The 24,791-nt window shown below is 60.4% G+C and carries 25 protein-coding genes; 10 read left to right on the top strand and 15 right to left on the bottom strand.

Features of this window, described 5'->3' with window-relative positions; translation table 11 throughout:
* The first annotated feature begins 5 nt into the window (after positions 1-5).
* Positions 6-737, top strand: coding sequence for a RadC family protein (radC, locus tag NW822_RS03605; RefSeq protein WP_414361138.1), 732 nt, complete (start codon positions 6-8; stop codon positions 735-737).
* 34 nt (positions 738-771) lie between these two features.
* Here radC and fmt read toward each other — a convergent pair whose 3' ends face one another.
* The 3 genes from fmt to cbiD form a co-directional block, all read right to left on the bottom strand.
* Positions 772-1,740: a methionyl-tRNA formyltransferase gene (fmt, locus tag NW822_RS03600; protein WP_414403545.1), complete on the bottom strand. Its 969-nt coding sequence runs from the start codon at positions 1,738-1,740 to the stop codon at positions 772-774.
* A 25-nt stretch (positions 1,741-1,765) separates the two neighbouring features.
* Positions 1,766-2,470 (bottom strand): hypothetical protein, encoded by a 705-nt coding sequence (locus NW822_RS03595; protein WP_414361134.1) that lies wholly within the window; start codon positions 2,468-2,470, stop codon positions 1,766-1,768.
* A gap of 74 nt (positions 2,471-2,544) precedes the next feature.
* Positions 2,545-3,687 (bottom strand): cobalt-precorrin-5B (C(1))-methyltransferase CbiD, encoded by a 1,143-nt coding sequence (cbiD, locus tag NW822_RS03590; protein WP_414403544.1) that lies wholly within the window; start codon positions 3,685-3,687, stop codon positions 2,545-2,547.
* Positions 3,688-3,779: 92 nt separating this feature from the next.
* Between cbiD and NW822_RS03585 the strand changes: the two genes are divergently transcribed.
* Complete coding sequence (locus tag NW822_RS03585; RefSeq protein ID WP_414403543.1) at positions 3,780-4,133, top strand: hypothetical protein; 354 nt, start codon at positions 3,780-3,782, stop codon at positions 4,131-4,133.
* On the opposite strand, the gene def is transcribed toward NW822_RS03585, so the two are convergent.
* From def to NW822_RS03565, 4 genes are all read right to left on the bottom strand, one after another.
* Positions 4,130-4,726 (bottom strand): peptide deformylase, encoded by a 597-nt coding sequence (gene def / locus NW822_RS03580; protein WP_414361130.1) that lies wholly within the window; start codon positions 4,724-4,726, stop codon positions 4,130-4,132. The two genes, NW822_RS03585 and def, sit on opposite strands and share 4 nt — an antisense overlap.
* 110 nt (positions 4,727-4,836) lie before the next feature.
* A complete protein-coding gene (locus tag NW822_RS03575) occupies positions 4,837-5,136 on the bottom strand; it encodes a DUF3593 domain-containing protein (RefSeq protein WP_414361128.1) in 300 nt (99 codons plus the stop codon).
* Positions 5,136-5,438, bottom strand: a complete 303-nt coding sequence (locus NW822_RS03570; protein ID WP_414361126.1) for a DUF2499 domain-containing protein — start codon at positions 5,436-5,438, stop codon at positions 5,136-5,138. The genes NW822_RS03575 and NW822_RS03570 overlap by 1 nt, the downstream gene beginning before the upstream one ends.
* A gap of 6 nt (positions 5,439-5,444) precedes the next feature.
* Positions 5,445-5,621: an NblA/ycf18 family protein gene (locus NW822_RS03565; RefSeq protein WP_414361125.1), complete on the bottom strand. Its 177-nt coding sequence runs from the start codon at positions 5,619-5,621 to the stop codon at positions 5,445-5,447.
* A 358-nt stretch (positions 5,622-5,979) separates the two neighbouring features.
* Between NW822_RS03565 and NW822_RS03560 the strand changes: the two genes are divergently transcribed.
* Positions 5,980-6,231 (top strand): RNA recognition motif domain-containing protein, encoded by a 252-nt coding sequence (locus NW822_RS03560; RefSeq protein WP_414361123.1) that lies wholly within the window; start codon positions 5,980-5,982, stop codon positions 6,229-6,231.
* 71 nt (positions 6,232-6,302) lie between these two features.
* On the top strand, positions 6,303-7,607 hold the full coding sequence (locus NW822_RS03555; RefSeq protein WP_414403542.1) for a metallophosphoesterase family protein: 1,305 nt from the start codon (positions 6,303-6,305) through the stop codon (positions 7,605-7,607).
* A 226-nt stretch (positions 7,608-7,833) separates the two neighbouring features.
* Here NW822_RS03555 and speA read toward each other — a convergent pair whose 3' ends face one another.
* Complete coding sequence (speA, locus tag NW822_RS03550) at positions 7,834-9,759, bottom strand: biosynthetic arginine decarboxylase (RefSeq protein ID WP_414361119.1); 1,926 nt, start codon at positions 9,757-9,759, stop codon at positions 7,834-7,836.
* Between the two features lie 306 nt (positions 9,760-10,065).
* Between speA and NW822_RS03545 the strand changes: the two genes are divergently transcribed.
* The 4 genes from NW822_RS03545 (at position 10,066) to NW822_RS03530 (ending at position 14,374) form a co-directional block, all read left to right on the top strand.
* On the top strand, positions 10,066-10,758 hold the full coding sequence (locus NW822_RS03545) for a phosphate ABC transporter substrate-binding protein PstS (protein WP_414403541.1): 693 nt from the start codon (positions 10,066-10,068) through the stop codon (positions 10,756-10,758).
* A gap of 48 nt (positions 10,759-10,806) precedes the next feature.
* Entirely contained in the window at positions 10,807-11,139 is a 333-nt protein-coding gene (locus NW822_RS03540) for a hypothetical protein (RefSeq protein WP_414403540.1), read from the top strand.
* 252 nt (positions 11,140-11,391) lie between these two features.
* Positions 11,392-13,284: a molecular chaperone DnaK gene (gene dnaK / locus NW822_RS03535; RefSeq protein ID WP_414361113.1), complete on the top strand. Its 1,893-nt coding sequence runs from the start codon at positions 11,392-11,394 to the stop codon at positions 13,282-13,284.
* A gap of 145 nt (positions 13,285-13,429) precedes the next feature.
* Complete coding sequence (locus NW822_RS03530) at positions 13,430-14,374, top strand: DnaJ C-terminal domain-containing protein (RefSeq protein ID WP_414361111.1); 945 nt, start codon at positions 13,430-13,432, stop codon at positions 14,372-14,374.
* Here the strand turns inward: NW822_RS03530 and NW822_RS03525 are convergent.
* Positions 14,371-15,684 (bottom strand): (Fe-S)-binding protein, encoded by a 1,314-nt coding sequence (locus NW822_RS03525; RefSeq protein WP_414403539.1) that lies wholly within the window; start codon positions 15,682-15,684, stop codon positions 14,371-14,373. The two genes, NW822_RS03530 and NW822_RS03525, sit on opposite strands and share 4 nt — an antisense overlap.
* A 286-nt stretch (positions 15,685-15,970) precedes the next feature.
* Here NW822_RS03525 and NW822_RS03520 point away from each other — a divergent pair, with 286 nt between their 5' ends.
* Entirely contained in the window at positions 15,971-16,291 is a 321-nt protein-coding gene (locus tag NW822_RS03520) for a hypothetical protein (RefSeq protein ID WP_414403538.1), read from the top strand.
* On the opposite strand, the gene NW822_RS03515 is transcribed toward NW822_RS03520, so the two are convergent.
* Positions 16,288-18,174: an AMP-dependent synthetase/ligase gene (locus tag NW822_RS03515; RefSeq protein ID WP_414403537.1), complete on the bottom strand. Its 1,887-nt coding sequence runs from the start codon at positions 18,172-18,174 to the stop codon at positions 16,288-16,290. The two genes, NW822_RS03520 and NW822_RS03515, sit on opposite strands and share 4 nt — an antisense overlap.
* Positions 18,175-18,427: 253 nt before the next feature.
* On the opposite strand from NW822_RS03515, the gene ald reads away from it, so the two are divergent.
* On the top strand, positions 18,428-19,519 hold the full coding sequence (ald, locus tag NW822_RS03510) for an alanine dehydrogenase (protein WP_414361103.1): 1,092 nt from the start codon (positions 18,428-18,430) through the stop codon (positions 19,517-19,519).
* A 20-nt stretch (positions 19,520-19,539) separates the two neighbouring features.
* Here the strand turns inward: ald and NW822_RS03505 are convergent, their stop codons facing one another.
* From NW822_RS03505 to NW822_RS03485, 5 genes are all read right to left on the bottom strand, one after another.
* Positions 19,540-20,172, bottom strand: coding sequence for a ribonuclease D (locus NW822_RS03505; RefSeq protein WP_414361101.1), 633 nt, complete (start codon positions 20,170-20,172; stop codon positions 19,540-19,542).
* Positions 20,173-20,240: 68 nt separating this feature from the next.
* Entirely contained in the window at positions 20,241-20,546 is a 306-nt protein-coding gene (rpsN, locus tag NW822_RS03500) for a 30S ribosomal protein S14 (protein WP_414361099.1), read from the bottom strand.
* A gap of 250 nt (positions 20,547-20,796) precedes the next feature.
* A complete protein-coding gene (locus tag NW822_RS03495; RefSeq protein ID WP_414403536.1) occupies positions 20,797-22,323 on the bottom strand; it encodes a DUF697 domain-containing protein in 1,527 nt (508 codons plus the stop codon).
* A gap of 70 nt (positions 22,324-22,393) precedes the next feature.
* Positions 22,394-23,491 (bottom strand): tRNA 2-thiouridine(34) synthase MnmA, encoded by a 1,098-nt coding sequence (gene mnmA / locus NW822_RS03490; RefSeq protein ID WP_414403535.1) that lies wholly within the window; start codon positions 23,489-23,491, stop codon positions 22,394-22,396.
* A gap of 449 nt (positions 23,492-23,940) precedes the next feature.
* Complete coding sequence (locus tag NW822_RS03485; protein ID WP_414403534.1) at positions 23,941-24,675, bottom strand: HEAT repeat domain-containing protein; 735 nt, start codon at positions 24,673-24,675, stop codon at positions 23,941-23,943.
* Positions 24,676-24,791 lie beyond the last annotated feature (116 nt).

The following is a 24,791-nucleotide window of genomic DNA, read 5'->3' as shown; positions in this document are numbered from 1 at the left end:
GCAAGATGAGCCAGTACGTGTTGCGTATCAGCGACCTTCCCCTTCAGGATCGCCCGCGCGAGCGACTGCTCAGCCAGGGGGCCAAAAGCCTCTCCCACGCGGAGCTGCTGGCCATTTTGCTCAATACCGGCCAGGGGCCGGGCAAGCTCTCAGCCGTTGGCCTGGCCCAGTTGCTCTTGAAAAAATTGGAAGCCCAGGGGGATCCCTTAGCCCAACTGCGCCAGCTGGAAGCCGGAGAGCTGCTGCAAATTGAGGGCATTGGCCCAGCCAAAGCAGCAACAGTGTTGGCCGCCATCGAGCTGGGGCGGCGGATCTTTTTGGCCCGACCACCCGAGCGGACGGTGATTGAATCGCCAGAACAGGCGGCCATGGCCCTAAGCGGCGACCTGATGTGGGAGACCCAAGAGCACTTTGCCGTCCTGCACCTGGACATCAAACACCGCCTCATTGGCCAGCAGATTGTAACCCGGGGAACCGCCACGGAAACCCTCACCCACCCGCGGGAAACCTTCCGCAGCGCCATCAAGCAAGGAGCCAGCCGCATCCTGGTGGCCCACAACCATCCCTCCGGCAGTTTGGATCCCAGCCCGGAGGATCTTGCCCTGACGCGGCAACTCTTGCAGGCGGGGCAACTGCTGCAGATCCCGGTTTTGGATCACCTCATTCTCGGCGGCGGCCAGTTCCTTAGCCTGCGCCAGCACACCCGCCTGTGGGAGGAGTTTCCCCAGCCGGAGTAGCACCCCCAGCCCCTCTCCCACGGGAAGAGGGGGGCTAGGGATCCGGCAGCACCTCAAAGCGCATGCCCACCCTGAGTTGGCCGCCGTTGACCAAGTCCCAGGCCGACTGTTCTTTCCTGCCGGGCAGTTGGGCCCGCCGGATGAGAAGGGATCCCTCCCCAGTAGCCACATACACCCCTTCTCCTTTGGCCAACCCCACCACTTCTCCGGGGCTGCCCTGGGGAAGAGGGTCAGGGGGTGGATGCAACTGGGGAGCGGCAGAGCGGACAATCTTAATCCGTTTTCCCTGCAAGCCGGTAAAACAGTCGGGAGAAAAGGCGCGGATTTGGTTATGCAAGGCCTGGGCTGGGCGCCGCCAATCGAGCTGGAAGTCCTGCTTTTTAAGGAGGGGGGCATAGGTGGCCCGCGAGTCATCCTGGGGGATGGGGGTGATCTCTCCTTTTTCTAGTTTCACCAGGGTTTCCACCAGTAGCTCGGCCCCCAGTTGGGCCAGTTGGGAGGCCAGTTCCAGCCCAGTCTGCTCTGGCCCAATGGGCAGCTTGGCCTGCAGCAAGATGGCTCCCGTATCCAGGCCCTCGTCCATGAGCATGGTGGTGACGCCGGTCTCGGTCTCGCCGTTGGCAATGGCCCACTGGATGGGGGCAGCGCCGCGGTAAGCCGGCAGAAGGGAAGCGTGGACATTGACGCAGCCCAACCTGGGCATCTGCAGCACCGCCGGCGGCAGGATTTGGCCATAGGCCACCACCACAAACACATCGGCAGCCAGCGCCTCTAGCGCCGCCAGCACCTCTGGATCCCGCCGCAGCCGGACAGGCTGCCACACCGGGATCCCATGGGCTTGGGCAAGAACCTTAGTGGGCGGCGGGAGTACCTTCTGCCCTCGTCCCTGCGGCCGATCCGGCTGGCAGACCAAGCCCACTACTTCAAAGAGAGACTGCCGCTGCAACAGGAGCTGCAGCGAGGGCAGAGCAAACTCCGGCGTCCCAAAGAAAACAACCCGCATGGCCGACCCCTCTGAGCCCTGCCCTTTAGTCTAGAGGGGTAGGGGAAGGTGGGGAGGGCTCGCCAGTGTCAGGCGCTGGAGAAGGAAAGGGAGAAAGTCTGGCCGGGGGGGCCTGCCAAAAGGCAGGCTGTTTGAGATCGAACTCTTGGCTCCAGGCTGGAAAGAAAGCGCCCAGCTTTTGCCCGGAAAGCCGCAGCCGCTGCACAAAGGCCCATTCCAGGCGGGTCAAGACCCGCCGCACAAAATCCTTGGCCCAAGCCGGATCCGGAACTTCCGCTGCCTGTAAGTTCACCTGTAAGAGGCCCAGCTTAGGATGCAGATGAACACGGGTCTGGATCCCTTCTGGGCGCAGCAGGTAGCTGAGCACGTACTGGATGGCCTCCACATCCCCCTGCTGGGCACGGTACAGAGGGCTATTGGGGTTAGGCGGTGGCTGGTAGCGCCACTCGCGGTGCCACTCCGGGATCCCTTCGTTGGGGGGAAAGCCGAACAGCTCCACCTGGCAGTGCCGGTGGGTCAGCGCCAGTTGCTCCAGGGTTGGCAAGAGGCGCTGCAGCAGCCAATCCGGATTGGGGAGGGGATCCCCCTCTAAACGCAGCAGCAGACGGTGGCCGGAAAGACGCGCCTGGACTTGGAGATAGCCCAGCTCTAGGGAACTCAGGGCTGCCTGTAAGCAAGCCACTATCTCCAGGAGAGCAGGCTGGGAAGAAGCCGCGGAAGCAGTGGCCACTGGTGAGATCCCTGAGTAGCTTTGGATCCAACTTAGCTCAACTCCCAGAGTCGCTGAAAACCGCGAGATTTGAGCTAGAGGGTCTCGGCAAACTGAGGCCCAAATCCCTGCCCTACCTGGGCGCAAACTTGCCCCTGCCGATCAAACAACGTTACCGCCAGCTCTAGGGAGCGGCCAGCATACTTTTGCACATAGGCTGTCGCCCGCTCGCGGATCTGGCGGGCCAGCTCCTGCAGCACCGGCTTTGCCCAGCCCAGCTCCTTGAGATACTGCACCGCCGCCTCCACCGTCCTTAGCTCTAGCACCTGCCGCGCCTGTTCAGCTGCTCCCCCGCTGCGGATTAGAGCTGCCGCCAGAATCTCTAGACGAGCATCAGCCACATGGCTGGAGGTGGTGAAGATGCCCCCCGCCAGCTTGATTAGCTTGCCGTGGTAGCCGATTAGATGAACCAACTCCGCCCCCCGCAACCCTGCTTCCACCAGCAGCGGCCCAATCCAGTTGGCCACCAGTAGGATCTGCTCTGCCGGGATCCCTTGTTGCAGCGCCACCTGCTGCCCGTGGCTGCCGACACAAAAGGCCAGATGCCTGTGCTTTTCCAACTTCTGCTGCAATTCGCAGCGGGCCCGCTCCAGGCTCTCGGCAGTGGCAGAAGGCTCCACCTCTGCTCGCGTCCCCAAGAGAGCCAGCCCCTCCAGCACCCCAAAAGCGGCATTCGAGGTGCGTTCTGCCAGCAGCTTGCCTTCCGGCAAGATGATGCGCACCCGTAGGCGATACCCATCCGGGATCCCGGGCAAAAGATTGATCTCAAACAGGCGCCGGGCGTAGGCAGAGATGGCCGGGCTGCCGTCGGCGCGTCGTCCCAGCCCCTCTCCAGCTTCTAGGAGCAAAGGGGAAGCAGTGGGATCTTTTTCCTCCAGAGCCACCCACCCCCAGACCGGTGTATTGCGGGTGAGATCCAGGTGGGGGCCAGGATCCGAGCGGGTGATGGCCAACGCCGTGTCCTCCGACAAAGCCGCCACTTGCTCCACCGGGATCCTGATCCCGGCCGTAGGGGATCCCCCCTCCGGCTCCACCTGCACTGCCACGGCCGGGCAACCGCCCTCCTGCGGCAAGGGAATCTTGAGCAGGTGGTGAAGGGCAGCCTTAGCGGCAGCCACTGCGAACACTGGCAAAGTGTAACCCCCTTGTAGGGAGGGGGGAGGAGGGGAATTCTGCATTTTTGTTCAATCGTTAAATGATCTGGGGAAAGAGAGGGAGGAGCGGACCTTGTCTCTTTCAATGAAAGTAAAGAGTTGAAAGCAGGGTGGCTATGAGCGAAACCTTGCAGCACTATTTTGAGCGTCTGGAGTTGCAAATTCAGGAGCTGAAAGCTGCAATTGAGCGGATGCCAGAGCAGGTGGTTGCTGCCCTCCTGGCGCGGCAGGAGGCCAAAAAAGCTGTACCCGCCTCCTCCTACTACAGCGCTCTCAACTCCGACTTAGTTGGAGATGGAAGCCGTAACCTTTTGCTGGAGGAGGACCCGCCTGTAAGCAACTGCAAGCCAACCTATGATCTTGCCCCTGAGGCCCAGATTCAGCGCTTGAGTGCGCAGCTAACTGCTGCCTATAGCCGCATTGCCGCTCTGGAGGAACAGCTCTTAGCGCAGCGCCTGCGGAAATCCTAGCAAGGGTTCAGGGAGGGAGTAACAGCTGGGCTAGCTCTGCGTTGCACATCCTGCATCTGGAAGCCGTGCTTGCGCAGCTCCTGATCCAGCAGCAGTTCGTTTTCCACGTAATCTACGAACAGCACGCCGTTGAGATGATCAATTTCGTGTTGGATGACCCGCGCTAGCAGGTCATCGGCTTGGATTGTGCGGGGCCGCCCGGTTTCATCTTTAAACGACACCACCACTCCCTGCGGCCGCAGAACCTCCCAGAAGACACCTGGAATGCTTAGGCACCCCTCCTGAGCGGCCACCATCCCGCCAAAGTACTCCCGAATCTCTGGATTAATCAGTACCAGCGGCGGCACCTCTGGCTTATCGGGATAGATGTCCACCACAATCAAGCGCTTGTGAATACCCACCTGCGGCGCCGCTAGACCAATGCCATCAGAACTGTACATGGTCTGCAGCATGTCTCGCGCCAGCTGGCGGATCTCGTCGTTGACTTGACTAATACGCTTGGCTGGTTGCCGCAGCACCTTGTCCCCCATGCGGTAGATGCGCAGCGGTGGGTTTTTGAGTTTAACTTTGGGGACAGAAAGTGTGGCCACCATCAGGCAGGTCTCTTCCAGGGAACTAGGCTAGCTGGTAGCTTCATTCTACACCTGCTTGCAATTGCCCTCCAACTCCAAGGGAGGCCTGGCGGAGGCCTGAGGGATCACGACTACTCTGGGCTCTTCGGGGATCCCTGAGCGTGCTGGTCAAGGGCTTGCTTGAAGCCCAGAGCCACCAAAATGTTGGAGAGGGTGAGGAAAGCCTCTGCCCCTCCATGGAGGAGATCCACATTGGCTAAAGAAGTACCGTAATGCCTCTGGGCGTACAACCCTGCCGGGATGCTGACAGCCACAAAAAGCAGCAGCAGCCAAAAGCCAACCAACGCCAGGCGCGGGATCCGACGCAGCCGCGACAGGAAAAACAAAAAGAGCAAGTAGGGGAACAAAGAGAGGGCAAACAAGCTGTTCATCACTTATCTGCTTGCTCAGCCCGCCAAATGTGGTAGGCTGCCCCTGCCAGCGTACAGTTGCCCAGCAGGGTAAACCCCGCCTGGGCAGTTACTACCCACTCTAACGTGGGGTCATTGTCAAACCAATGCCAGGTAATGGCACACATGGCCCCCACCAGCGCCGGCAGCATCGCCCAGCTTAAACTTCGCCATTCTGGCCGCCCCATTCGCTCCCCAAACTGCCAAACCAAAACAATGGCCGCTAGCCACTCCAAGACGCTGGCCACGTGAATCCACCAGGTAGGCAGCGAAAGGGCATTCATATACCCCTAGGCGTTGAGGAAGTGGCGCAGCAACTGGCGATAGGTAACCTCCTGCAGTAGCATCTGCTTGTGCAGCTTGACCAGGATGTCCTTAGCTTGCTCGGGGCTCATGCGAGCCACCAACATCTCAAAAGCCCGCTGGCGAAATTCTTGCTCCAAGGGAAGACCTGGCGTTTCTTCCATTATCGTCACCTCAAGAGGCTTCGGGGTAGGTGATGTTCCCGCCTTGATCCTGACGGGTAAGGCAGGACAACACATATTTTAACAATCCTCCTTAACAAGCTGCAACAAGATGTCAAGCCCCGGTAGCTAGGCGGGGGAGGAAACTCTTGGAGATCCCAACAAGGCTGCAGAAAAAGTCCGGTCCCCCAGAGTTTGACAAGGGTGTATTTTGGATAGGGAAATGCGAAGATTTTTAAGCAAGGATTCCTTTACGTCTTGTTATTTTGGGCAAGCGGGCAAGGCGCCGTGGTAGAAGTGAAGTACCTTGAGCTGGGGCTGCTGCTCTTGCTGACCTGGGCCTTGCTTTGCTTCCATTGCTATGACCATTTTTGTGGGAAACCTAAACTATAAAGCCTCACCTGAAGATCTCAAAGCCTTCTTCCAACAGCGGTGGAACGTTAAGTCGGTTACCATCCCAGTAGACCGAGAAACGGGCCAGACACGTGGCTTTGCATTTGTGGAGTTGGCCACCAAGGCAGAGGAAGAAGAAGCCATTGACGTTGCCAACGGTCAGGAGTTTATGGGTCGGCCCTTACGGCTGGAGTGGGCCCGACCGCGCCGAGAAGCTTAGCTTAGGCAGGGATCGCGGCTTGGGCGTGGAACTTGGCAGCCAGGAGTCGAGGTGAGAGAGGGGCTGCTGAGATGGTGAAGCTGCTGCATCTTTCTGATATCCATTTGGGCGGTGGTTTAGCCCATGGCTCCATCAACCCGGCCACAGGATTGAACACCCGCTTGGAGGATTTTGTGGCTTCCTTACAGCGGTGCATTGACCTTGCCCTCGATCAAGCTGTGGATTTAGTGCTGTTTGGGGGAGATGCCTTTCCTGATGCGACGCCGCCCCCTCGGCACCAAGAACTCTTTGCCCAACAGTTTCGTCGCTTGGCCGATGCCGGCATCCCGACCGTTCTCCTGGTAGGCAACCACGACCAATACGGGCAGGGCCAGGAGGGCAACAGCCTAGCCATCTACCGAGCCCTGGGGGTGGCAGGGTTCGTTGTGGGGGATCGGCTGCAGACCCATTGGATTGAAACTCGCAGCGGCCCGGTTCAGGTAACCACCCTGCCTTGGCTAAACCGCTCCACCCTGCTGGCCCACCAGGAGGCCTGGGGCCTTGACCCTGAAGTGTTGGTCCAGGAGCTTCTGCGGCGCCTGGATTTGGCTCTGGAAGGCGAGACCCGCAGGTTGCAGCCAGGGATCCCGGCGATTTTGCTGGCTCATGTAATGGTGGATACAGCCCGCCACGGGGCCGAGCGGCATCTTTCGCTGGGTAAAGGACTGACGGTGCCCCTGTCGCTGCTGGCGCGGCCGGCCTACCAGTACGTAGCTTTGGGGCATGTCCACTGCCACCAGGTGCTCTGTCGGGAGCCGTTAGTGATCTATCCCGGCAGCATCGAGCGGTTGGACTTCGGCGAGGAAAAGGAGGAAAAAGGCTGTGTATTGGCAGAGGTTACGCCCACGGGGGCCAGCTACGAGTTTTGGCCCTTGCCTACCCGTACCTTTCACACCATTCGCCTTGATCTCACCCCCTATCCCCCCCAGCAGGTGCAGGCCAAGCTGCTAGAGGCTATCGCCAAAGCCCCTGTAGCCGGCTCCATCCTGCGCCTCATCTACCGCCTCCGCCCCGACCAACTGGATTGCCTCGACGAGCGGGCCCTCCACCAGGCTCTTGCCTCTGCCTTTAGCTATACCATTGCCCCGGAGGTGGTCAGCCCTGAGCGCATCCGCTTGCCCGGCTTGGATCCCAACCGACTTGAGCCTCTGACGGCTCTAGAGCAGTATCTGGCTGACCGCAGCGATCTGGCCCCCTTGCGCAACGAGTTGCTAGCGGCCGCTCGTCAGTTGCTATCGGAAGCCTCAGATCCCTTGCTGGAGGGAAATGCCAACGGGGAGGAGCCGGAGCCTGCAAGCCTTGCTGAGGGGGAAGAGCAGCAATTGCCCTTGTTTTAACCTTTGCCGCTAGCTGAGGGGTTCTTGCCCAGTGATCCGGATCACTTCGAGAGGAGGGAAAAGGGCAGAGACTGGAACTGGGTTGAAGACGTTGGCAACGACGGCATCAGCTCACTCCCAGGGAACCAAGTAAGACTGGTGGATTGAATGCCGCCAGTCTTTTTTGTCCCTATCATCATCGCTAAAAAAAGGATCCCGGTCCAGAACCGGGATCCCCTGGTCTAACCTAGCGGTGCAAGTAGGTGTAGGCCCGCAGGTTGTCCTCAAAGTGTTGCTGCAGGGCGCGGGCCTGGTCCAGGCTGATCTGCCCCCGCTGCAGGGCGGCTTCGGTGGCGTGGTGCAGGGTTTCCACCAGGTCTTCGCTGTTGTACTGCACCCAGCTCAGCACCTCGGCAATTGTGTCCCCCTTGATGACTTGGGTAACCTGGTAACCGCCGGGACGGGTGCGGACGTGCACGGCGTTGGTGTCCCCAAACAGGTTGTGCAGGTCTCCCAGGATCTCCTGGTAGGCGCCCCCCAGAAACACCCCTAGCAGGTAGGGCTGCCCGTCGGGATCGTGGAGCGGCAAGACCGAGGTGATCTGCCCGTCCTCGCCAAAAAAGCGGTTGATCTTGCCGTCGCTGTCGCAGGTCAAGTCTGCCAAGGTAGCCCATTGGCGCGGCTCCTCGTCCAGACGGTGGATGGGCATGATGGGGAAAACCTGGCCGATGGCCCAGCTATCCGGCAGGGACTGGAAGAGGGAGAAATTGCCGTAGTAGATGCTGGCTAGCATCTCGTCCAGATCCAGGAGATCTACAGCCACCGGCTGGCCTGCCTGGTACTGCTCGTAGGCCAAAGTACAGATCTTGTCGGAACAGTTCCAAAACAGCCGCTCCACCTCAGCCCGCTCCTGCAAGCTGAGGGATCCCTCGATGAACTGGCGCAGGGCGGCCTCTTTGAGCTCCTGGCAGCGACGGTAATCGGCCACTAGGGTCTCGGGCCGAATCTCGTAGTAAAGCTGGTTTAGCTTCCGGATCACCTCTGCATCGGAGGTGAGCTGGGTGGGCATGGGGTAAGGGCTAGCAGCGTTGACATCCTGCACGTCAAAGACCAACACCGACTGGTGGGACATCAGGGCCCGCCCACTTTCAGTAACCAGCACCGGCGGCTGGATCCCGTGTGGCTGCAGGGCACTCAGCACCGTCTGCACCACAGTGGCGGCGTAGTCCTCGATGCTATAGTTCTGGGAAAAATGGCTGGGGGACTGGGAGCCGTCGTAGTCAACCCCTAAGCCACCGCCGATGTCCAGGTAGCCCATTGGTGCCCCTAGCTTGGCCAGTTCGATGTAGATCTGGCTGGCCTCTCGCACGGCCCGCCCATGGACACTGGCCATTGAGATCTGCGAGCCGATGTGGTAGTGCAGCAGGCGCAGACAGTGCAGCTTGCCAACCTCCCGCAGCCGTTCCACCACCTGCAACATCTCCGTGGCTGTAAGACCAAACTTGGCCCGATCCCCGGCAGAGGTGCCCCAGCGCCCGCTGCCTTGGGTAGAAAGCTTGGCCCGCACCCCCAGCATGGGATCAATGCCTAGGTGATGAGCAGCCTGCAGCACTAGCTCCAGCTCCTGCAGCCGCTCCAGAACGATAATGGGGGTACGCCCTAGCCGCTGAGCCAAGAGGGCCGTTTCCATAAAATCGCGGTCTTTGTAGCCGTTGCAGATTAACAAAGCCCCAGGCGTATCCAGCAAAGCCAGGGCAATCAACAGCTCCGGCTTGGAGCCCGCCTCCAGGCCAAAGTGGTAGGCGCGACCGTGCTTGACCACCTCTTCCACCAGGTGGCGCTGCTGGTTTACCTTGACCGGGTAGACCCCCCGGTAGACGTTGGGGTAGCCAAAGCGCTCGATGGCCTGCTGAAAGCTCTGGCAAAGCTGCCGCATGCGGTCGGCCACAATCTCGGGAAAGCGAATCAACAGGGGCAACTGCAAACCCCGCGCCACCAGATCCCTCACCAGGTGGTACAGGTCAATGCCCGGTTCCTGCTGCTGTAGGCCCTGTGGGGTCACCTCCACATGACCAGCGGCGTTGATACGGAAGTAGGGCTCCCCCCAGTAGGAGATGCGATAGAGCTTTTCGCTGTCTCGCAGTGTCCAGGGAGAACGAGTCAAAGTTGGCATAGTAGTCCCCCAGATACCGAGATGTGAACAGCGCAGGATTTCTGCACAGAACCCACAATACTATTTCCCTATTTCAGAAGGCGTCAAGATTTTTCCCAAGCAGGGACACCGGATAAGCCTTGAAAATTGCCGCTTCTTGCTTGGGCTCTGTCTGTGGTCTGGGGCTAGAGGCGACCGCCTGGATCCCAGCCAACCCTGCGGCAACTTGCCCCCGCCGGTGCTTCCCAGAACTCCAGAGGACAACCCTTGACAGGACCCTGTGGGCAAGACGGAGGATCGGGGCGGTGAGCTTAGAGTGCCCCAGCCATGGTTCCACCGCCTCGCTGCCGCCGTTGGGAAATGCTGCTGTCGTTGCTGGCCACGGCTGCCGGCCTGAGTGCCTGCCAGCAGGGATCCCGCTCCAGCCAACCCAGCGAGGCTGTCCCTGGTGCTGACAGCCAGTTTGCCGGCAAGACCTTGTTGATCAACGGGGCCGGCGCCACCTTTCCAGGGCCTCTGTATCTGCGCTGGTTTTCCGACTACCGCCAGGTGGATCCCAGAGTCGAAATCAACTTCCAGCCGGTAGGCAGCGCCACCGGCATCCGCCAATTTATCGACCAAACGGTGGACTTTGCCGCCAGCGATGTGGCCATGAGCGATGCCGAAATTGCCGAGGTGAAGTGGGGTGTAGTCATGATTCCAATGACGGCAGGCAGCATTGCCGTGGGCTACAACCTGCCCGGGATCCGCTCCGGCCTCAAGCTGTCCCGCTCGGTGTTGGTGCAGATCTTCCGCGGCCAAATCACCCAGTGGCGGGATCCGCAGATTTTGGCTCTCAACCCTGATTTGGAGATCCCTGACCTGCCCATCACCGTCTGCTTTGACGGCAGCGGCACCACCGACACCTTTACCCGCCACCTAGCTGCCATCGACCCCGCTTGGGCTGCTGAGATCGGTGTCAGCATGTCCCTGGAGTGGCCGGTGGGGATTGGGGTACATGAGCGCCCAGATGCTCTATAGCGAAGGGGTGATTGGCTATGGGGAGTCAGTCTATGCCCGCAACCTGAATTGTCGGTGGCGGCCCTGGAAAACCGCCGCGGCGAGTTTGTGCTCCCCACCCCCCAAGCCTCGGCCTTGGCCCTAAGCGAAATCAAGCTGCCTGAGAACCTGCGGGCCTTTGAGCCGGATCCTGCTGGCGTGGGGGCCTATCCCATCGTCACCTACAGCTGGATCCTGACCTACCGCCAGTACCCGAAAGCTGCTGCGGCAGAAGCCCTGCGGGCGGTGCTGCGCTGGGCTCTCACCAAGGGACAAGCGCTGGCTAAAGAGATGGGCTACTTGCCCCTAGCTGAAACCGTTGTAGCCCGCAGCCTAGAGGCGCTGCAGCTCATCCAAAGCTAACTGCCAAAGCTGCAGCCATCTGGCTTTTTGACCCCGCAGGTACGGAGATCCGTAATAGGTCGGCTTTTCAACCCCAAGAAATGGGCGGCATTCTCGCCCTGGCGCCGGCAGACAACTCGCTAAGATCAACCCAGGAAATGGCTAAACATTTGCCAGATTTTCGCAAGTTGGCTGGCCAAGCTACCCCAAAAGCGGATGGGCTGGCGGCGGTAACCGAAGTAGTGTACACACAAAGAGGAGAAGAAGGAGCCGATGGGAAAAGTTGTAGGAATTGACTTGGGCACAACCAACTCGGTTGTCGCCGTAATGGAAGGGGGTGTCCCCACGGTTATTCCCAATGCCGAGGGGAGCCGCACCACACCCTCGGTAGTCGCCTTTACCAAAGACGGGGAGCGCCTGGTGGGTCAGATGGCCCGTCGCCAGGCGGTGCTTAACCCCGAAAACACCTTTTACTCCGTCAAGCGGTTCATTGGGCGCAAGTACGATGAGGTGGGCGCCGAGGCCAAGAGAGTTCCCTACCAGGTGCGGCGGGATGAGCGGGGCAATGTCAAGTTGTACTCACCCCGCATGAACAAAGAATTTGCCCCCGAGGAAATCTCGGCCATGGTGCTGCGCAAGCTGGTGGAAGATGCCAGCCGCTACCTAGGACAACCGGTCACCCAAGCCGTCATTACTGTCCCTGCCTACTTTAACGACTCGCAGCGGCAGGCCACCAAAGATGCAGGCCGCATTGCCGGCTTGGAGGTGCTGCGCATCATCAACGAGCCGACGGCGGCTTCCTTGGCCTACGGCTTGGATAAGCGCACCAACGAGACCATTCTTGTCTTTGACCTGGGCGGTGGTACCTTCGATGTCTCCATTCTCGAGGTGGGAGATGGGGTCTTTGAAGTGAAGGCCACCAGCGGCGACACGCAGTTGGGCGGCGACGACTTCGACAAGAAGATTGTCGACTGGATGGCTGAAGAGTTCAAGCGCATGGAAGGGATCGACCTGCGGCAAGACCGGCAGGCCCTCCAGCGCTTAACAGAAGCGGCTGAGAAAGCCAAGATTGAGCTGTCCAGTGTTTCAGAGACCACCATCAACCTGCCCTTCATCACTGCCACTGCCGATGGCCCGAAGCACCTGGAGCTGAAGCTCTCCCGCGCCCACTTTGAGCACCTCTGTGCCGACCTGCTGGAGCGCTGCAAAGGACCGGTAGAGCAAGCTCTGCGGGATGCTAAGCTCACCAAGGCCGACATCAACGAAGTGGTGCTGGTGGGAGGATCCACCCGCATTCCGGCAGTGCAGCGCCTAGTGAGGGAACTGCTGGGCAAAGAGCCCAACCAAACTGTCAACCCCGACGAGGTGGTGGCGGTTGGCGCTGCCATTCAAGCCGCCGTGCTAGCAGGCGAGGTCAAAGACGTGCTGCTCCTGGATGTCACTCCCTTGTCGCTGGGGGTGGAAACCCTGGGCGGTATCGCCACCAAGATCATCCCGCGCAACACCACCATTCCCACCCGCAAGTCGGAGATCTTCTCCACAGCGGAAGACGGGCAGACCTCGGTGGAAATCCACGTGGTCCAAGGGGAGCGGGAGTTGGCCCGTGACAACAAATCTCTGGGCCGCTTTAGGCTGGAAGGGATCCCGCCGGCTCCTCGCGGTGTGCCGCAAATCGAGGTAACCTTTGATATCGACGCCAATGGCATCCTTAAGGTAACGGCCAAAGACAAGGGGAGCGGCAAGGAGCAGAGCATCTCCATTACCGGCGCCTCCACGCTCGATAGACAAGAGGTGGAGCGGATGATTGCCGAGGCGGAAAAATACGCCGCCGAAGACCGTGCCCGCCGCGAGAGAATCGAGCGTCGCAACAAGGCCGACTCACTGGCCTACCAGGCCGAGCGGCAGTTGAAGGAGCTGGGAGATAAGATCTCCTCTAGCAAGCGCAGCCAAATCGAGACCCTGGTGCGCGAGCTACGGGAGGCCATCCAGCGCGACGACGACAGTGCCATCCAGAGCAAGGAGCGGGAGCTGCAGGAGGCTCTCTACGCTATGAGCAGCGAGCTCTATCAGCAAGCTGGCGCTTCCGCTAGCTCCACTTCCAGCGCAGGGAAAGCCACTGGCGGCAGCGATGACGTCATTGACGCCGACTTCACGGAGGCCAAGTAACCGCTGGGGGATCCCTCCCGCCCGGAGGGATCCTGTTTCTATTGCCAACACGGAGGAGGGAGGGGATGGGCGATGGTCTCTAGCCCGCCTCCTTTCTTCTTCGTGATGGGAAAAACCCCTTAGCCCTCTGCCTGCGGACGCCTCCATGCAAAACTTCAAGGACTACTACAAGATTTTGGGGGTCAGCAAGACGGCCACTGCTGAAGAGATCAAGCAGGCCTATCGTCGCTTGGCGCGGAAATACCACCCCGACGTCAACCCAAACGACAAAACTGCTGAGGAAAAGTTCAAAGACATCAACGAAGCCTACGAGGTTCTCTCGGATCCCAGCAAACGCAGGCAGTACGACCAATTCAGCCAGTACCACCAGCAGGGCGGCTTTCGCTACCGGCGAGAGACCTACAGCAGCCCCTTTGGCGAAAGTTCCTTCGGCAATGACTTTGGAGGGGCGGGAGGAGGCGTCGATTTCGACCAATTTGAAGACTTTCAAGATTTTATCGATCAACTGCTGGGGCGAGTGCGCAGCTCCGGCAAAGACCGCAGCAGTGCTTCTGCCAATGCCAACTACGATGCAGAGGCCACCCTCCAGCTCACCATTGCTGAAGCGTTTGAGGGGGGGAAGCGCCGCCTACGGGTGGGCGGGGATCGCGTGCTTGAGGTGAACATCCCACCAGGGATTACACCGGGGAAGCGGATTCGCCTGCGCGGCCAGGGCCACCCCAAACCCAACGGGGGTGCTGGCGATCTTTACCTCAAGATTGAGTTGAAGGAGCATCCCTTTTACCGCCTAGAGGGGTTCGACGTCTACTGCAACCTGCCGCTTAGTCCCAGCGAGGCGGTTTTAGGTGCCCAGGTGGAGGTGCCCACGCTGGATGGAGTGGTGAAGCTGCGCATTCCACCGGGAATGCAGCCAGGGCGGAAGTTGCGCCTGGCAGAGCGGGGCTTTCCCAAGGGCAATGGGGAGCGGGGCGACTTCTACGCGGTAGTGCAGATCTATTTGCCCACCCGTGTTTCGGAGGAGGAGCGGGAGCTCTACGAAAAGCTGCAGCGAATCCAGTCCTACGATCCCCGCGCCGCCCTCAAGCTCTAGCCAGACAATTGGAGAGCACGATCCAAAAGCTCCATCGGGTGATAAATGGGGATCCCAGCCTTGCCTTGCAGGCGCAGGTGCTTCTGAATTTGCAGGCGGCAGCCGATATTGGCAGAGACGATCCCCTGGGCGCCGGTGTTGAGCAGGTTGACCACCTTCTGGGATCCCAGTTCGTCTGCTATCTGGGGCTGCAGCAGGTTGTAGACACCGGAGCTGCCACAGCAGAGGGCGGCATCAACAGGATCCCGCAGTTCCAGCCCCGGAATTTGCCGCAGCAGTTGCCGCGGCTCCTGGCTGAGCCGTTGCCCGTGCAGCATGTGGCAGGCATCCTGATAGACCAGCACCAAGGGATGCGGCTGCAGCGGCTGCAGCGGGGCGGTTAGCCCCACCTGCGCCAGAAACTCCTGGATATCCTTGACTTTAGCCGCAAACTGGGCCGCTTTCTCTTGGTAGTCGGGATCCCTGGCCAAAAGGTGGCCGTACTCCTTGAGGGTGTGGCCGCAGCCGGAGGCGGTCACCAAGATGGCATCCAGTTCGTAGCCGGCAAAAGCATCCACCATCCGGCGGGCCAGGGCTTCTGCCTGCTGCAGTTGCCCTTGGTGGTGGGGCAAGGCCGCACAACAGCCCTGGGCCGGCGGGATCACCACCTCACAGCCGTTGTGGGTCAACACGCGAATGCTGGCCTCGTTCACTTGGGGGGTAAACAGGCGCTGCACGCAGCCGAGGATCAGCCCCACGCGAAAGCGGCGCTTGCCCACCGCCGGGATCCGCTCCGGGTAGCGCTTGGGCAGCAGTTGCTCCACCTCCAGAGGGGGCAAGAGGGCTTCCATAGCCGCCAGGCGCGGGGAGACTTTTTCCAACCCTTTCCGGATCCAGGCGCCGATCCCCATTTTTTGGTAGAGCCAAAGGGGCCAGAGCAGAGGCCGCAGCCGCTCTGGGTATGGGAAGAGAAAGAAGATGAACTGGCGGTACAGGCGATCCCACAGGTTGCGGCGGTAGTTGCGCTCGATCTGGGGGCGAGTGGCGGCAATCAGCCGGTCGTAGCGCACCCCCGAGGGGCAGGCGGTAACACAGGCCAAGCAGCCCAAGCAGGTATCGAAATGGGAAACCACTGCTGCCGAGAGAGAGATTTGGCCCTGATTGAGGGCGTCCATCTGGTAGATGCGCCCTCGCGGCGAGTCCGTCTCCTTGCCAAGGACCCGGTAGCTGGGGCAGGTGGTCAGGCAAAAGCCGCAGTGCACACAGGCATCAATTAGCTTGGGATCCGGCGGATCCAGGCTGTCAAAACTTGGCCCTTTGGATAAGCTCATTGGCCTTGATCTATCGCGCTCTCACATCCACCCCCCAGGAAGGGGAGGGGCACCTCAGGAATCCCTTCTCCTGCTGCACCCAGCCAGTTTTTGAGACCAGCGGCCCCCAGCAGGGATCGGGTTGTCGCCTTCTTGGAGAAAGGCCAGCACTGGCCGCAAAGACTCGACCGGATCTTCGCTAGTGCCGCTCCCCGGTTCTTTGCATCTTAACCTCAGAACAGCCTCCAAGCGCCCTGTTGGCCCGTATTACCCTGGAAAAGAGACACTTGCCGACCCATCCAAAACCATGAACTGGCGATCCCTCCTCACTCCTAGTTTTTGGGCAACGGCTCTTTCTGCTCTCTGCCTGCCCAGTGCTGCTTTTGCCCAGGCCAACCTGCGGGAGCTGCCCCCCGATCTGGCCGAACAGCTCACCACGGAGCAGATCTTGCAGGCCTGCGCCGCCAACCAAGCAGACACCCTGCCCAGTCCCTTCCCGGACGTGGCGCCGACCGACTGGGCCTACAAGGCAGTGCTTACCCTCTACTACTGCGGTGCCTACCGGGGGGCCATTCCTCCCGAGAGCTTCCGGCGCTACCTGGAGCAACAACGGGGATCCCAAACTTAGCTCCCCGTCGGATACATCTCCTGGATGAGGTGAGCATAGCGCTCGGCTACTGGGTTGCGCTTAATTTTCAGCGTCTGGGTCAGGAGGCCATTTTCCACGCTCAGGGGCTCTGGCAAAAAGCGGAAGTCAGCAATTTGCTCGTGCGCTTGGTAGCCGGGACGCTCCTGGATGCGGGTTCGCACCTCCCGCAAAATCAACGCCCGCACCTGCGGATGGGCCAGCAGCTCGGCCTCAGCAGTTGGGATCCCTTGCTCGGCGGCCCAAGCCTTGAGGGCGTCCAGGTTGGGATAGATGAGGGCGGCCAGTTTCTTTTGGTCTTGGCCGACAACTACAATCTGACTGATGTAAGAGGATTGCAGGCAGGCATCCTCTAAGGGCTGCGGCTCGACGTTCTCTCCGTTAAGCAGCACAATCACGTCCTTGGCCCTGCCGGTGATTACCAGTTGCCCGTCGGGGGTAAGCCAGCCCAGATCCCCTGTTTCAAACCAGCCGTCGGGGCTGAGCACCTGGGCGGTGGCTTCTGGATTGTTGTAGTAGCCCATCATCACCTGTGGCCCCCGCGCCAGGATCAACCCTTTTTCTCCTGGCGGCAGCGGCTGCCGGGTTTCCGGATCCACAATGCGAAACTCCGTGCCTGGCAAGGGGGGCCCAGCCGTGCCGCGCACATTGTTGTCGGGACGGCGCGCGCACAGCACTGGCGAGGTTTCGGTAAGGCCGTAGCCGTTGAGGATGGAAATGCCCACCACCTCGTAAAACAGATCCAGATAGGCGGGCAGGGATCCGCCGCCACTGATGGCCTGTTGAAAATTGGGGCCCAAAGCCTGCCGCACCTTGCGGTAGATGAGCGCATCGGCCAAGCGGTGGACTGGCCAGAGCAGCCCCTGTTGTAGGCGGGCCCGCAGGCGCACCCAAGGGCTGACATCGTAATGCAAAATTGACTGGTTGCGGGCTATCCGCCCGGCAAGCACGTAGCTTTCGCTGGCTGCCATCAAGGTGCGGATCAGCCGCTGCATCAAAGGGCTTTTTTCCCTCAATTGCCGCTGGATCCCTTCGTAAATGGTCTCCCAGATGCGGGGCACCGCCACCAGATAGTGGGGCTGCTCCTGTTGCAAATCCTGCTTGATAGAGCGAGGGTTGGTATAGATCAGCGTACAGGCCTGGCTGAGGAGAAAATACTCGCAGGTTCGCTCGTAGGAGTGCCAGGTGGGCAGAATGGTCAGCACCTTCTCCCCCGGGCGGGGCTGCACCACCACCTGCAGATTTTCCACCTGGTGCATGAGGTTGCCGTGGCTGAGCATTACCCCCTTGGGGCGACCAGAGGTGCCAGAGGTGTAGATGATGGTGGCCAACTGGGAGCGCTCCAACTGCGGCCGCTCGTAGCGGTGTTCTTGCCCTTTTTGCAGCCACTGAGAGAAGTTCAATACTCCTGCCTCTTCTTCATCAGAAAGCAGCAGCAGCCGCTCCAGGCCCAGCTCCTGCACAACCGGCTGCACCCGCCTTAGGGTCTTCACATCCTGAGCAATCAAAGCCGTGCTGCCGGAGTGGCGCAAGATGTAACCCAGCTCAGCTGGATCCGCCACGGCGCTGCGGGGCACATTGACCGCTCCCGTAAACAGCGTGGCCAGATCCGCCATTAGCCAGCGGGGGGAATTCTCAGCAAAAATGGCCACCCGATCCCCGGAGCGAATGCCCAAAGCCTGCAAACCGGCAGCCAAGGTCTGAATGCGACGAAACAGCTGCCCGTAAGAAATCTCAAAGACTGGCTGGGCATGGGGATCCCTGAGGGCAATCTGGTCAGCAAACTTTTCAGCCAGAACCTGCCAGACGTCGAGTAGGGTTGTCCTTGGAACAGTAGGCGTAGCAGCAGCGGAGACAGGGGTCATAGATTCTGTGCCATAAACCACGCTTACACTCTAGTAGCTTCCTCCCTACGCTGAAAGCGCAGGCTTTTTCTCTGAGTTGCCCTAGATTGGGGCTTGAGAGAGACCCCCCTGCGCGTAGAGGGATTTTCAAGGGGCACTGGCGAGGGAGTATGGCTGACCCCGCTAGTTACAATTCTTGCTTTCCTAGCCAGAGCGGGGATCCCTTTGCAGGGAGAGTCTGTCTAGACTGGAAGGCAGTCCTGCAGGGATCCCTATGCGCATTGGCGTGCCCAGGGAGATTAAAGAGCAAGAATTCCGCGTCGGCTTGACACCGGCGGCGGTGCGGGTTCTAACTGAGCAGGGGCACCAAGTGTGGGTGGAAACTCAAGCGGGCCGGGGGGCCGGCTTTACTGACGAGGACTATGAGAAGGCGGGGGCCAGACTGGCCGCCACTCCTGAGGAGATCTACCAGCAGCAGTTGGTGGTGAAGGTGAAGGAGCCCCTACCTGCGGAGTACCCGCTGCTCCATCCAGATCTCATCCTGTTTACCTACTTGCACTTAGCGGCCAGCCGCGAGCTAACCCAAGTCCTGTTGCGTTCGGGGGCCACCTGCCTGGCCTACGAGACAGTGGAGCTGGCCGATGGTTCCCTGCCCCTCCTGATGCCCATGAGCATGATTGCGGGGCGGCTCTCAGTGCAATTTGGGGCCCACTACCTCACCCGCCAACAGGGGGGGCGGGGCGTATTGCTGGGCGGGATCCCGGGCGTGCCACCAGGGCGAGTGGTAATTTTGGGTGGAGGAACTGTGGGCACCGAGGCGGCCAAGGTAGCTGTGGGCCTAGGAGCGCGGGTCCAGATTCTGGACATTAACCTGCAGCGACTCAATGAGCTGGAGCTCATTTTTGGATCGCGAGTAGAGTTGCTCTACAGCACCCCCCAAAGCATCGAGGAGTGCGTTCGCGAAGCTGATCTCGTGGTGGGAGCGGTGTTAGTGCCGGGCAGGCGGGCGCCGATTTTGGTGAGGGAGGAGCTGGTGGCCCAGATGCGGCCCCGATCCCTGATTGTGGACGTAGCAGTGGACCAAGGAGGGTGCATTGCCACCACCAAGGTCACCACCCATGCCCAGCCGGTTTACGAAGCCTACGGCGTGTTGCACTACGGCGTTCCCAACATGCCGGGCGCTGTCCCCTGGACCTCAACCCAGGCTTTGGTCAACGCCACGCTCCCCTACATCCTCAAGTTGGCCAACCTTGGCTTGAGCGCTGCCCTGGAGCAGGATCCAGCGTTGGCCAAAGGGCTCAACATCCGCTCTGGCAAGCTCATCCACCCAGCCCTGCGGGCTACTTTCCCCGACCTGGCCAACTAATTCAGTTGCGGGGGCTGCAGCTACTGGTGCTCGAAGACGTTGCTATACCCCAGCAAGTCCAGTTCGACCAGGGTGGGAAGGTGGTGGAAGCAACGCTGCGCCAGCTCCCAGCGCTCCTCCCGCTGCAGCATCTGGGCCAACTTGTGGCGCACCGGGATCAAGTAGCGGACATCGTTGGCTGCATATTCCAACTGCTCCGCTGAGAGGGCGTGGACAGCTCCCCAGTCGGAGCTCTGGGCTGCCTTGTTCAACTCAACCCCACACAGCTCGCTCACCACATCTTTGAGGCTGTGCTTGCTGGTGTAGGTGCGGGCCAGTTTGCTGGCAATCTTGGTGCAGAAGACCGGCCACACCTGGATCCCCAGGTGGTAGCGCAGCATGGCCAGGTCAAAACGGGCATAGTGGAAAATCTTCTCAATCCCGGGATCCGTCAGCAGCTTGGCCAAGCGGGGGGCCTGCTTGACGCCACGGTTGAGCCGCAGCAGCACCACTTCACCGGCCGCGTTGGCCATTTGCACCACACAGAGCCGATCCCGCTGCGGGACTAGGCCCATTGTCTCTGTGTCCACTGCCAGGTAGGCTTCTCCGGCCAGGTCTTTGACCAGGTCGGGGGTGAGATCGTCGTCGCAAATCTGGAAGGGCTTTAGGGCCACGAGGAGCTCACTAAGGGGGCGAAGAAAGCGCTTGCTTTTTCAGACCAGTTACAAGCGGCTGCCGGCGGCTACCAGCTGGCTTTGACCACGCCTGGTAGGAGGCCGCGGTGAGCCATCTCCCGCAAGCTATGGCGGCAGAGGCCAAAGTCGCGGAAGTAGCCCCGAGGACGGCCGGTTTTCCAGCAGCGGTTGCGTAGGCGAGTGGGTGAGCTGGAGCGCGGCAGCTTTTGCAGTTGAGCATGCAGCTCCATGCGGGTGGCCTGGTCGAGGTTGGGATCAGCCAGCGCCGCTTTCAACTGCTGACGCTTTTCGCGATATTTTTCAACCAAGCGCTGGCGCTTTTTCTCCCGCTCGATCATGCTCTTTTTAGCCACGGCTCACCTCAGCTACTTCCCCAATTTTTCAGCTTTACTAGGATAACGAGAAGCAACACCCTACAGCAAGGGGTCGGGAGCCATCTAACTTCCCCCTTCCCAGGGCAAGTTGGTGCAGGGCTAAGCTTGGCTGTGCCACCTTTCCCCGGGTCAGCGCGAAGCCACTTGCGGGGTGCTCCCCAACTTGCTGCTGCCCACGGGCGGTTCCCACTACCTGGGGCAGAGGGAGCTGGCTTATTGCCGGCAGGGATTAGCGAGAGCGGAAAACCCGTTCCCAGGCCTGGCGGACAAACTCCCTGAGCCAGCCGGATTTCTGGGCGCTCTCCACCTGGGCCCTGACCACCGCCTGCATGCCTCCTTCTCCCCAGCTTTGGTTGCGCTGGAAGTACTCAATGAAACTTTTGCCGGCAATGCGGGTGAGGTAGCCAGCACTGGCCGCCTGGATGGGTGCCGTCAGCCAAAAGCCAACGACGCTAACCTCAGCCACTGTAGCTAGGATCCCGGTGGTGAGCTGGATCGCCCCTTCCACTAGGCCCAAGCCGGCCAGGGTCTTAGCCAGGGACAAGGCCAGCTCCCGCCCCTCCTGGAGGTTCATCTTGCAGCCGTAGAGGGATCCCAGCTCCACCACCATTTGGGCGTTGAGGGCGGCAATGGCCAGCAGATCCAGCGCTGGGATTGGGTTGGCAAAGACCACCCCCGTTACAATCCACTGGAAGCGATCGACCACTTCCTCGGCCTGGCGGCGCAACTGCGCCTGGAGAATGCGCTTGGCCTCCTCGCCCAATTGCTGGGATTGCAGGAGGGCATTGTCCAAGGCCAGGGATCTCCCCTCAGCATAGAGCACCGCCTGGACGCGATCCCGCACCGCTGCTACCTCGGGCTGCGGCTGCCAGATTTGGGATCCCAGGCGCACGGGGGCCGGATTGGCAGCAGCTGGCAGCACATCTTCCGGTTGGATAAGGGGGTAAACCCGCTCCCGCAGCCGTTGGAGCAGAAGCTGCTGTTCCTCAGGGGTGTAGCGGTCAATCTTGTTAAGCACCAGTAGGGCCCGTTTGCCCAGGGCCAGAAGGCGGCGCAGGGGCTCCGCCTCCGACTGGCGCAGATCCCCATCCACAACCACCAACAGCAGCTCAGCAGCCCGGGCCTGAGCCTGGGCCTCCTCTTCCCGCATTACTCCTGTTGGCCCAATTTCCAGAATGCCTGGACAGTCCACGATCTGCACTGGGTGGAGGATCCCAGGCAAGTTCCAGTTGTAGACGGTCACCGCTTGCGTGGTGCCTAGGGTAGCCCCTACTGCTCCTACCTGCTGCCCCAGCAGAGCGTTCACCAGGGAGGTTTTGCCCGCTGAGCCAGTGCCAAACACTACCACCTTCAGTTGAGGCTGGGCTAACTGCTGGGCTAAACGGGCCGACCGTTCTGCCAGCGCTGCTCGGGCCACCTGATCCTGAATCTGGGCTACTTGAGCTTCCAGCTGGGCTAGGTTGCGCCGGGCCGCCTCCCACTTTTCGGCTGGAGTTGCCGGTGGGGCTGGCTTAGGGAGGCCCGGAGGTGGGGGGGAGGAAGCTCGGCCAAAGAGGAACAAGTAGTAGACTGAAGCTGCCAGAAACACCAGCAGCAGCAGTGTCAGCACCCCAACCAACAGACCTCCTAAAAGGGGGTGGTAGCGGGTGGCGTAGTAGAGATCGAGAAACGACTGAATTAGCCAAACAATCAGGCCTGTAAACAGGGCCAGCAGCGCCAACAACAGCAGCAAGCGCAGGTAGAGAGCCAAACGCATGGGCCTCCCTAGCCACAACCGACCGACTCTAGCCGCGGCTGCCCCTCTCTCTGCTCCGGCAAACTCTCAGCTAGGAAGAAGGGCGCTCCAGAATGCCACCTCCCAGCAGGAGATCCCCCTGGTACCAAACAGCGGCCTGGCCGGGAGTGACGCCAAACTGCGGCTCGGCAAATTGCAACTTTACGCGCTCCGACGATTCTGGGATCAAAGTAGCCCGCACAGCAGGGGTACGGTAGCGCACCTGCACTTCTACCTCTAAGGGTTCTGTGGGCGCTGGGATTGACACCCAGTTGACCTGCTGCACCCAGGCTTCTCCTTGGGTGGCCTCCTCCCGTTCTCCCACCACCACGCGATTCCTCTCTGCATCAATGCGCACCACGTAGAGCGGACGAGGAGCAGCAATGCCCAGCCCCTTGCGCTGGCCAATGGTGTAGTGGTGAATGCCCTGGTGGTATCCCAAAACTCGCCCCTGGGTATCGACAATTTCCCCCGGCCTCTCCCCTAGGTGCTGCTCCAAAAAGTTGCGCATCGAGCCATAGGTCTCGATTAGGCACAGATCCTGGCTTTCAGGCTTATTCGCTGTAACCAAACCATAGCGCGCAGCAATCTGGCGGGTCTGGGCCTTGGTGTACTCGCCCAAGGGGAAGAGGCTATGGGCCAGGTGCTCTTGGCTGAGATCGTAGAGAAAATAAGACTGATCCTTTTGGCGATCCACCGCCCGCAGCAGTTGGTAGCGTCCCAGCTCAGCGTTGAAACGTACCCGCGCGTAGTGGCCAGTGGCAATCTGGGAGATGCCCAACTTCTCCTGCGCATAGCTCAGCAAGGGACCAAACTTGACCAGCTTGTTGCAGCGAGAGCAGGGCAGCGGTGTGATCCCAGCCGCATAGCCAGCCAGCAGGTAATCAACAATGTTGGTTTGGAAGAGTTCACGGCTATCCACAATGTGGTGCGGGATCCCCAGTTGCTCACAAATGGCAGCAGCATCCACCAGGCCCTCGCTGCAGCACTGGCCCTTCCCCCGCATTAGCCAGAGAGTTACCCCCTCGACGGCATAGCCCTGTTCATGAAGAATAGCTGCCACGGTGGAGCTGTCCACTCCCCCGGAAAGGGCTGCCACAATGCGGGGCCGCGAGCGAGAGCCAGTTCCTTCTGAAGCACCAGTTACCATGAGGATCCCCTGCCAAAAAGTCCCGCAGTTCCCGAAACTCTCAGACCCTCTTGATCCTCACCGAGAAACGCCGCACAGTAACCCTTCCCTCCTGCTTTGCAGGAGCAAGCAACTGGGGAGGAAGCACGGCTCTCGAGTAAAGAACGACCCTACTACCACTATGCAACAACCCCTGGCCTAGTCTGCAAGTTAACCCTCCGGGAGGAGGTTGCTCTAAGAGTCACCCTAACCTTCAAGGAGCTGCAACCGCAAAGACCTAGCAAGGATCTGTCAAAGCCACCCGCCTGCGCGGATTTTCTCCTGCTGCTTGGGCTGACAGCAGCCGCCTGCCAAAATGGAGCGGTGTTCTACTCCTTGCGGCGGCTGTAAATTCGCCCCGTCCTCCCTCGCCCGGTCTACGGGTGATGGAGAGAGGCCGTTGGCTTGTCAACTGCAGGGCTACCTTCACGCTAACTTGCCTCCGCCTGAGGCGGTGGTGGAGTTTCCGAGAACCCCCTTTGCTGCAGACGCCGCAAGGAATCTAAAGCTGCTGCCGCCACACTATCGTGGGGATCTCTCGCCAGATAGTGGAGAGCGGAAACGCTCTTGGGCGAGGGCAGATTCCCCAGGGCCTGGGCCAGCCGCTGCCGCACCAGCCAATCCTCCGATTGGACAAAGGGCAGGAGGTGATCCAAAGCCCGCAGATCCCCTAGTTCTCCCAGAGCAGCAATGGCTGCCTGCTGCAGCAACACCTCCGGTCCCTCTAGGGCCTGCAGCAAGACGTCGTAGGCCCGTGGATCCTTCAAGTTGCCCAAAGCCACGGCAGCACTGAAGCGCACCAGCCATTCCACATCTTCGTAGAAGGCGTGCACCAGCGCCTCAAAGGCCCGCGGGTCTTCTAGGTAGCCCAAAGCGCCTGCTGCATTGGCGCGAATGCTGTAGTCGGGGTCTTGGGTGAGGATCTCCACCAACTTGGGCAAACAGGCGTCAGTTTGCTTGACCCCTAGCGCAAAAACGGCGAAAGAGCGCACTTGTAAGTTTTCATCATCAATGACCTGCAAAATCAGGGGCACTGCCTGCTCTGCTGGCACGTCCCGCAGCTGGGCCAAGGCCAGCATCCGATCCGCTGCCCGTGGGCTGCGCAGCCGCTCGGCAATTTCCTGCAAGTGGGTAGGGTTGGTGGGATCCAAAGTGGGAAGGGTCATGCTGTTAATAAATGTTACGGATTCCCACTTAATTATGGCAAACTTTGCTGCCTTGAAGGCAAGTTGAGTTGGCCCTAGGGCGAGGATTTTGGATACTTTAGACGTGAGGCTCTCCC

The sequence above is a fragment of the Synechococcus sp. H70.2 genome (genome assembly GCF_047462275.1).
Classification (GTDB): Bacteria; Cyanobacteriota; Cyanobacteriia; order Thermostichales; family Thermostichaceae; genus Thermostichus.
The sequence above is the reverse complement of the archived record's forward strand: the minus strand, read 5'-3'. Positions and strand labels throughout refer to the sequence as shown.

Coding starts and splice junctions, on each gene's coding strand:
- mnmA (WP_414403535.1), bottom strand. CDS start 23,491: ATGGTAACTGGTGCTTCAGAAGGAACTGGCTCTCGCTCGCGGCCCCGC.
- NW822_RS03485 (WP_414403534.1), bottom strand. CDS start 24,675: ATGACCCTTCCCACTTTGGATCCCACCAACCCTACCCACTTGCAGGAA.
- NW822_RS03520 (WP_414403538.1), top strand. CDS start 15,971: ATGAACTGGCGATCCCTCCTCACTCCTAGTTTTTGGGCAACGGCTCTT.
- NW822_RS03575 (WP_414361128.1), bottom strand. CDS start 5,136: ATGAACAGCTTGTTTGCCCTCTCTTTGTTCCCCTACTTGCTCTTTTTG.
- speA (WP_414361119.1), bottom strand. CDS start 9,759: ATGCCAACTTTGACTCGTTCTCCCTGGACACTGCGAGACAGCGAAAAG.
- NW822_RS03495 (WP_414403536.1), bottom strand. CDS start 22,323: ATGCGTTTGGCTCTCTACCTGCGCTTGCTGCTGTTGTTGGCGCTGCTG.
- ald (WP_414361103.1), top strand. CDS start 18,428: ATGCGCATTGGCGTGCCCAGGGAGATTAAAGAGCAAGAATTCCGCGTC.
- NW822_RS03560 (WP_414361123.1), top strand. CDS start 5,980: ATGACCATTTTTGTGGGAAACCTAAACTATAAAGCCTCACCTGAAGAT.
- NW822_RS03545 (WP_414403541.1), top strand. CDS start 10,066: ATGGTTCCACCGCCTCGCTGCCGCCGTTGGGAAATGCTGCTGTCGTTG.
- fmt (WP_414403545.1), bottom strand. CDS start 1,740: ATGCGGGTTGTTTTCTTTGGGACGCCGGAGTTTGCTCTGCCCTCGCTG.
- cbiD (WP_414403544.1), bottom strand. CDS start 3,687: ATGCAGAATTCCCCTCCTCCCCCCTCCCTACAAGGGGGTTACACTTTG.
- radC (WP_414361138.1), top strand. CDS start 6: ATGAGCCAGTACGTGTTGCGTATCAGCGACCTTCCCCTTCAGGATCGC.
- dnaK (WP_414361113.1), top strand. CDS start 11,392: ATGGGAAAAGTTGTAGGAATTGACTTGGGCACAACCAACTCGGTTGTC.
- NW822_RS03530 (WP_414361111.1), top strand. CDS start 13,430: ATGCAAAACTTCAAGGACTACTACAAGATTTTGGGGGTCAGCAAGACG.
- NW822_RS03515 (WP_414403537.1), bottom strand. CDS start 18,174: ATGACCCCTGTCTCCGCTGCTGCTACGCCTACTGTTCCAAGGACAACC.
- NW822_RS03525 (WP_414403539.1), bottom strand. CDS start 15,684: ATGAGCTTATCCAAAGGGCCAAGTTTTGACAGCCTGGATCCGCCGGAT.
- NW822_RS03555 (WP_414403542.1), top strand. CDS start 6,303: ATGGTGAAGCTGCTGCATCTTTCTGATATCCATTTGGGCGGTGGTTTA.
- def (WP_414361130.1), bottom strand. CDS start 4,726: ATGGTGGCCACACTTTCTGTCCCCAAAGTTAAACTCAAAAACCCACCG.
- NW822_RS03570 (WP_414361126.1), bottom strand. CDS start 5,438: ATGAATGCCCTTTCGCTGCCTACCTGGTGGATTCACGTGGCCAGCGTC.
- NW822_RS03565 (WP_414361125.1), bottom strand. CDS start 5,621: ATGGAAGAAACGCCAGGTCTTCCCTTGGAGCAAGAATTTCGCCAGCGG.
- NW822_RS03585 (WP_414403543.1), top strand. CDS start 3,780: ATGAGCGAAACCTTGCAGCACTATTTTGAGCGTCTGGAGTTGCAAATT.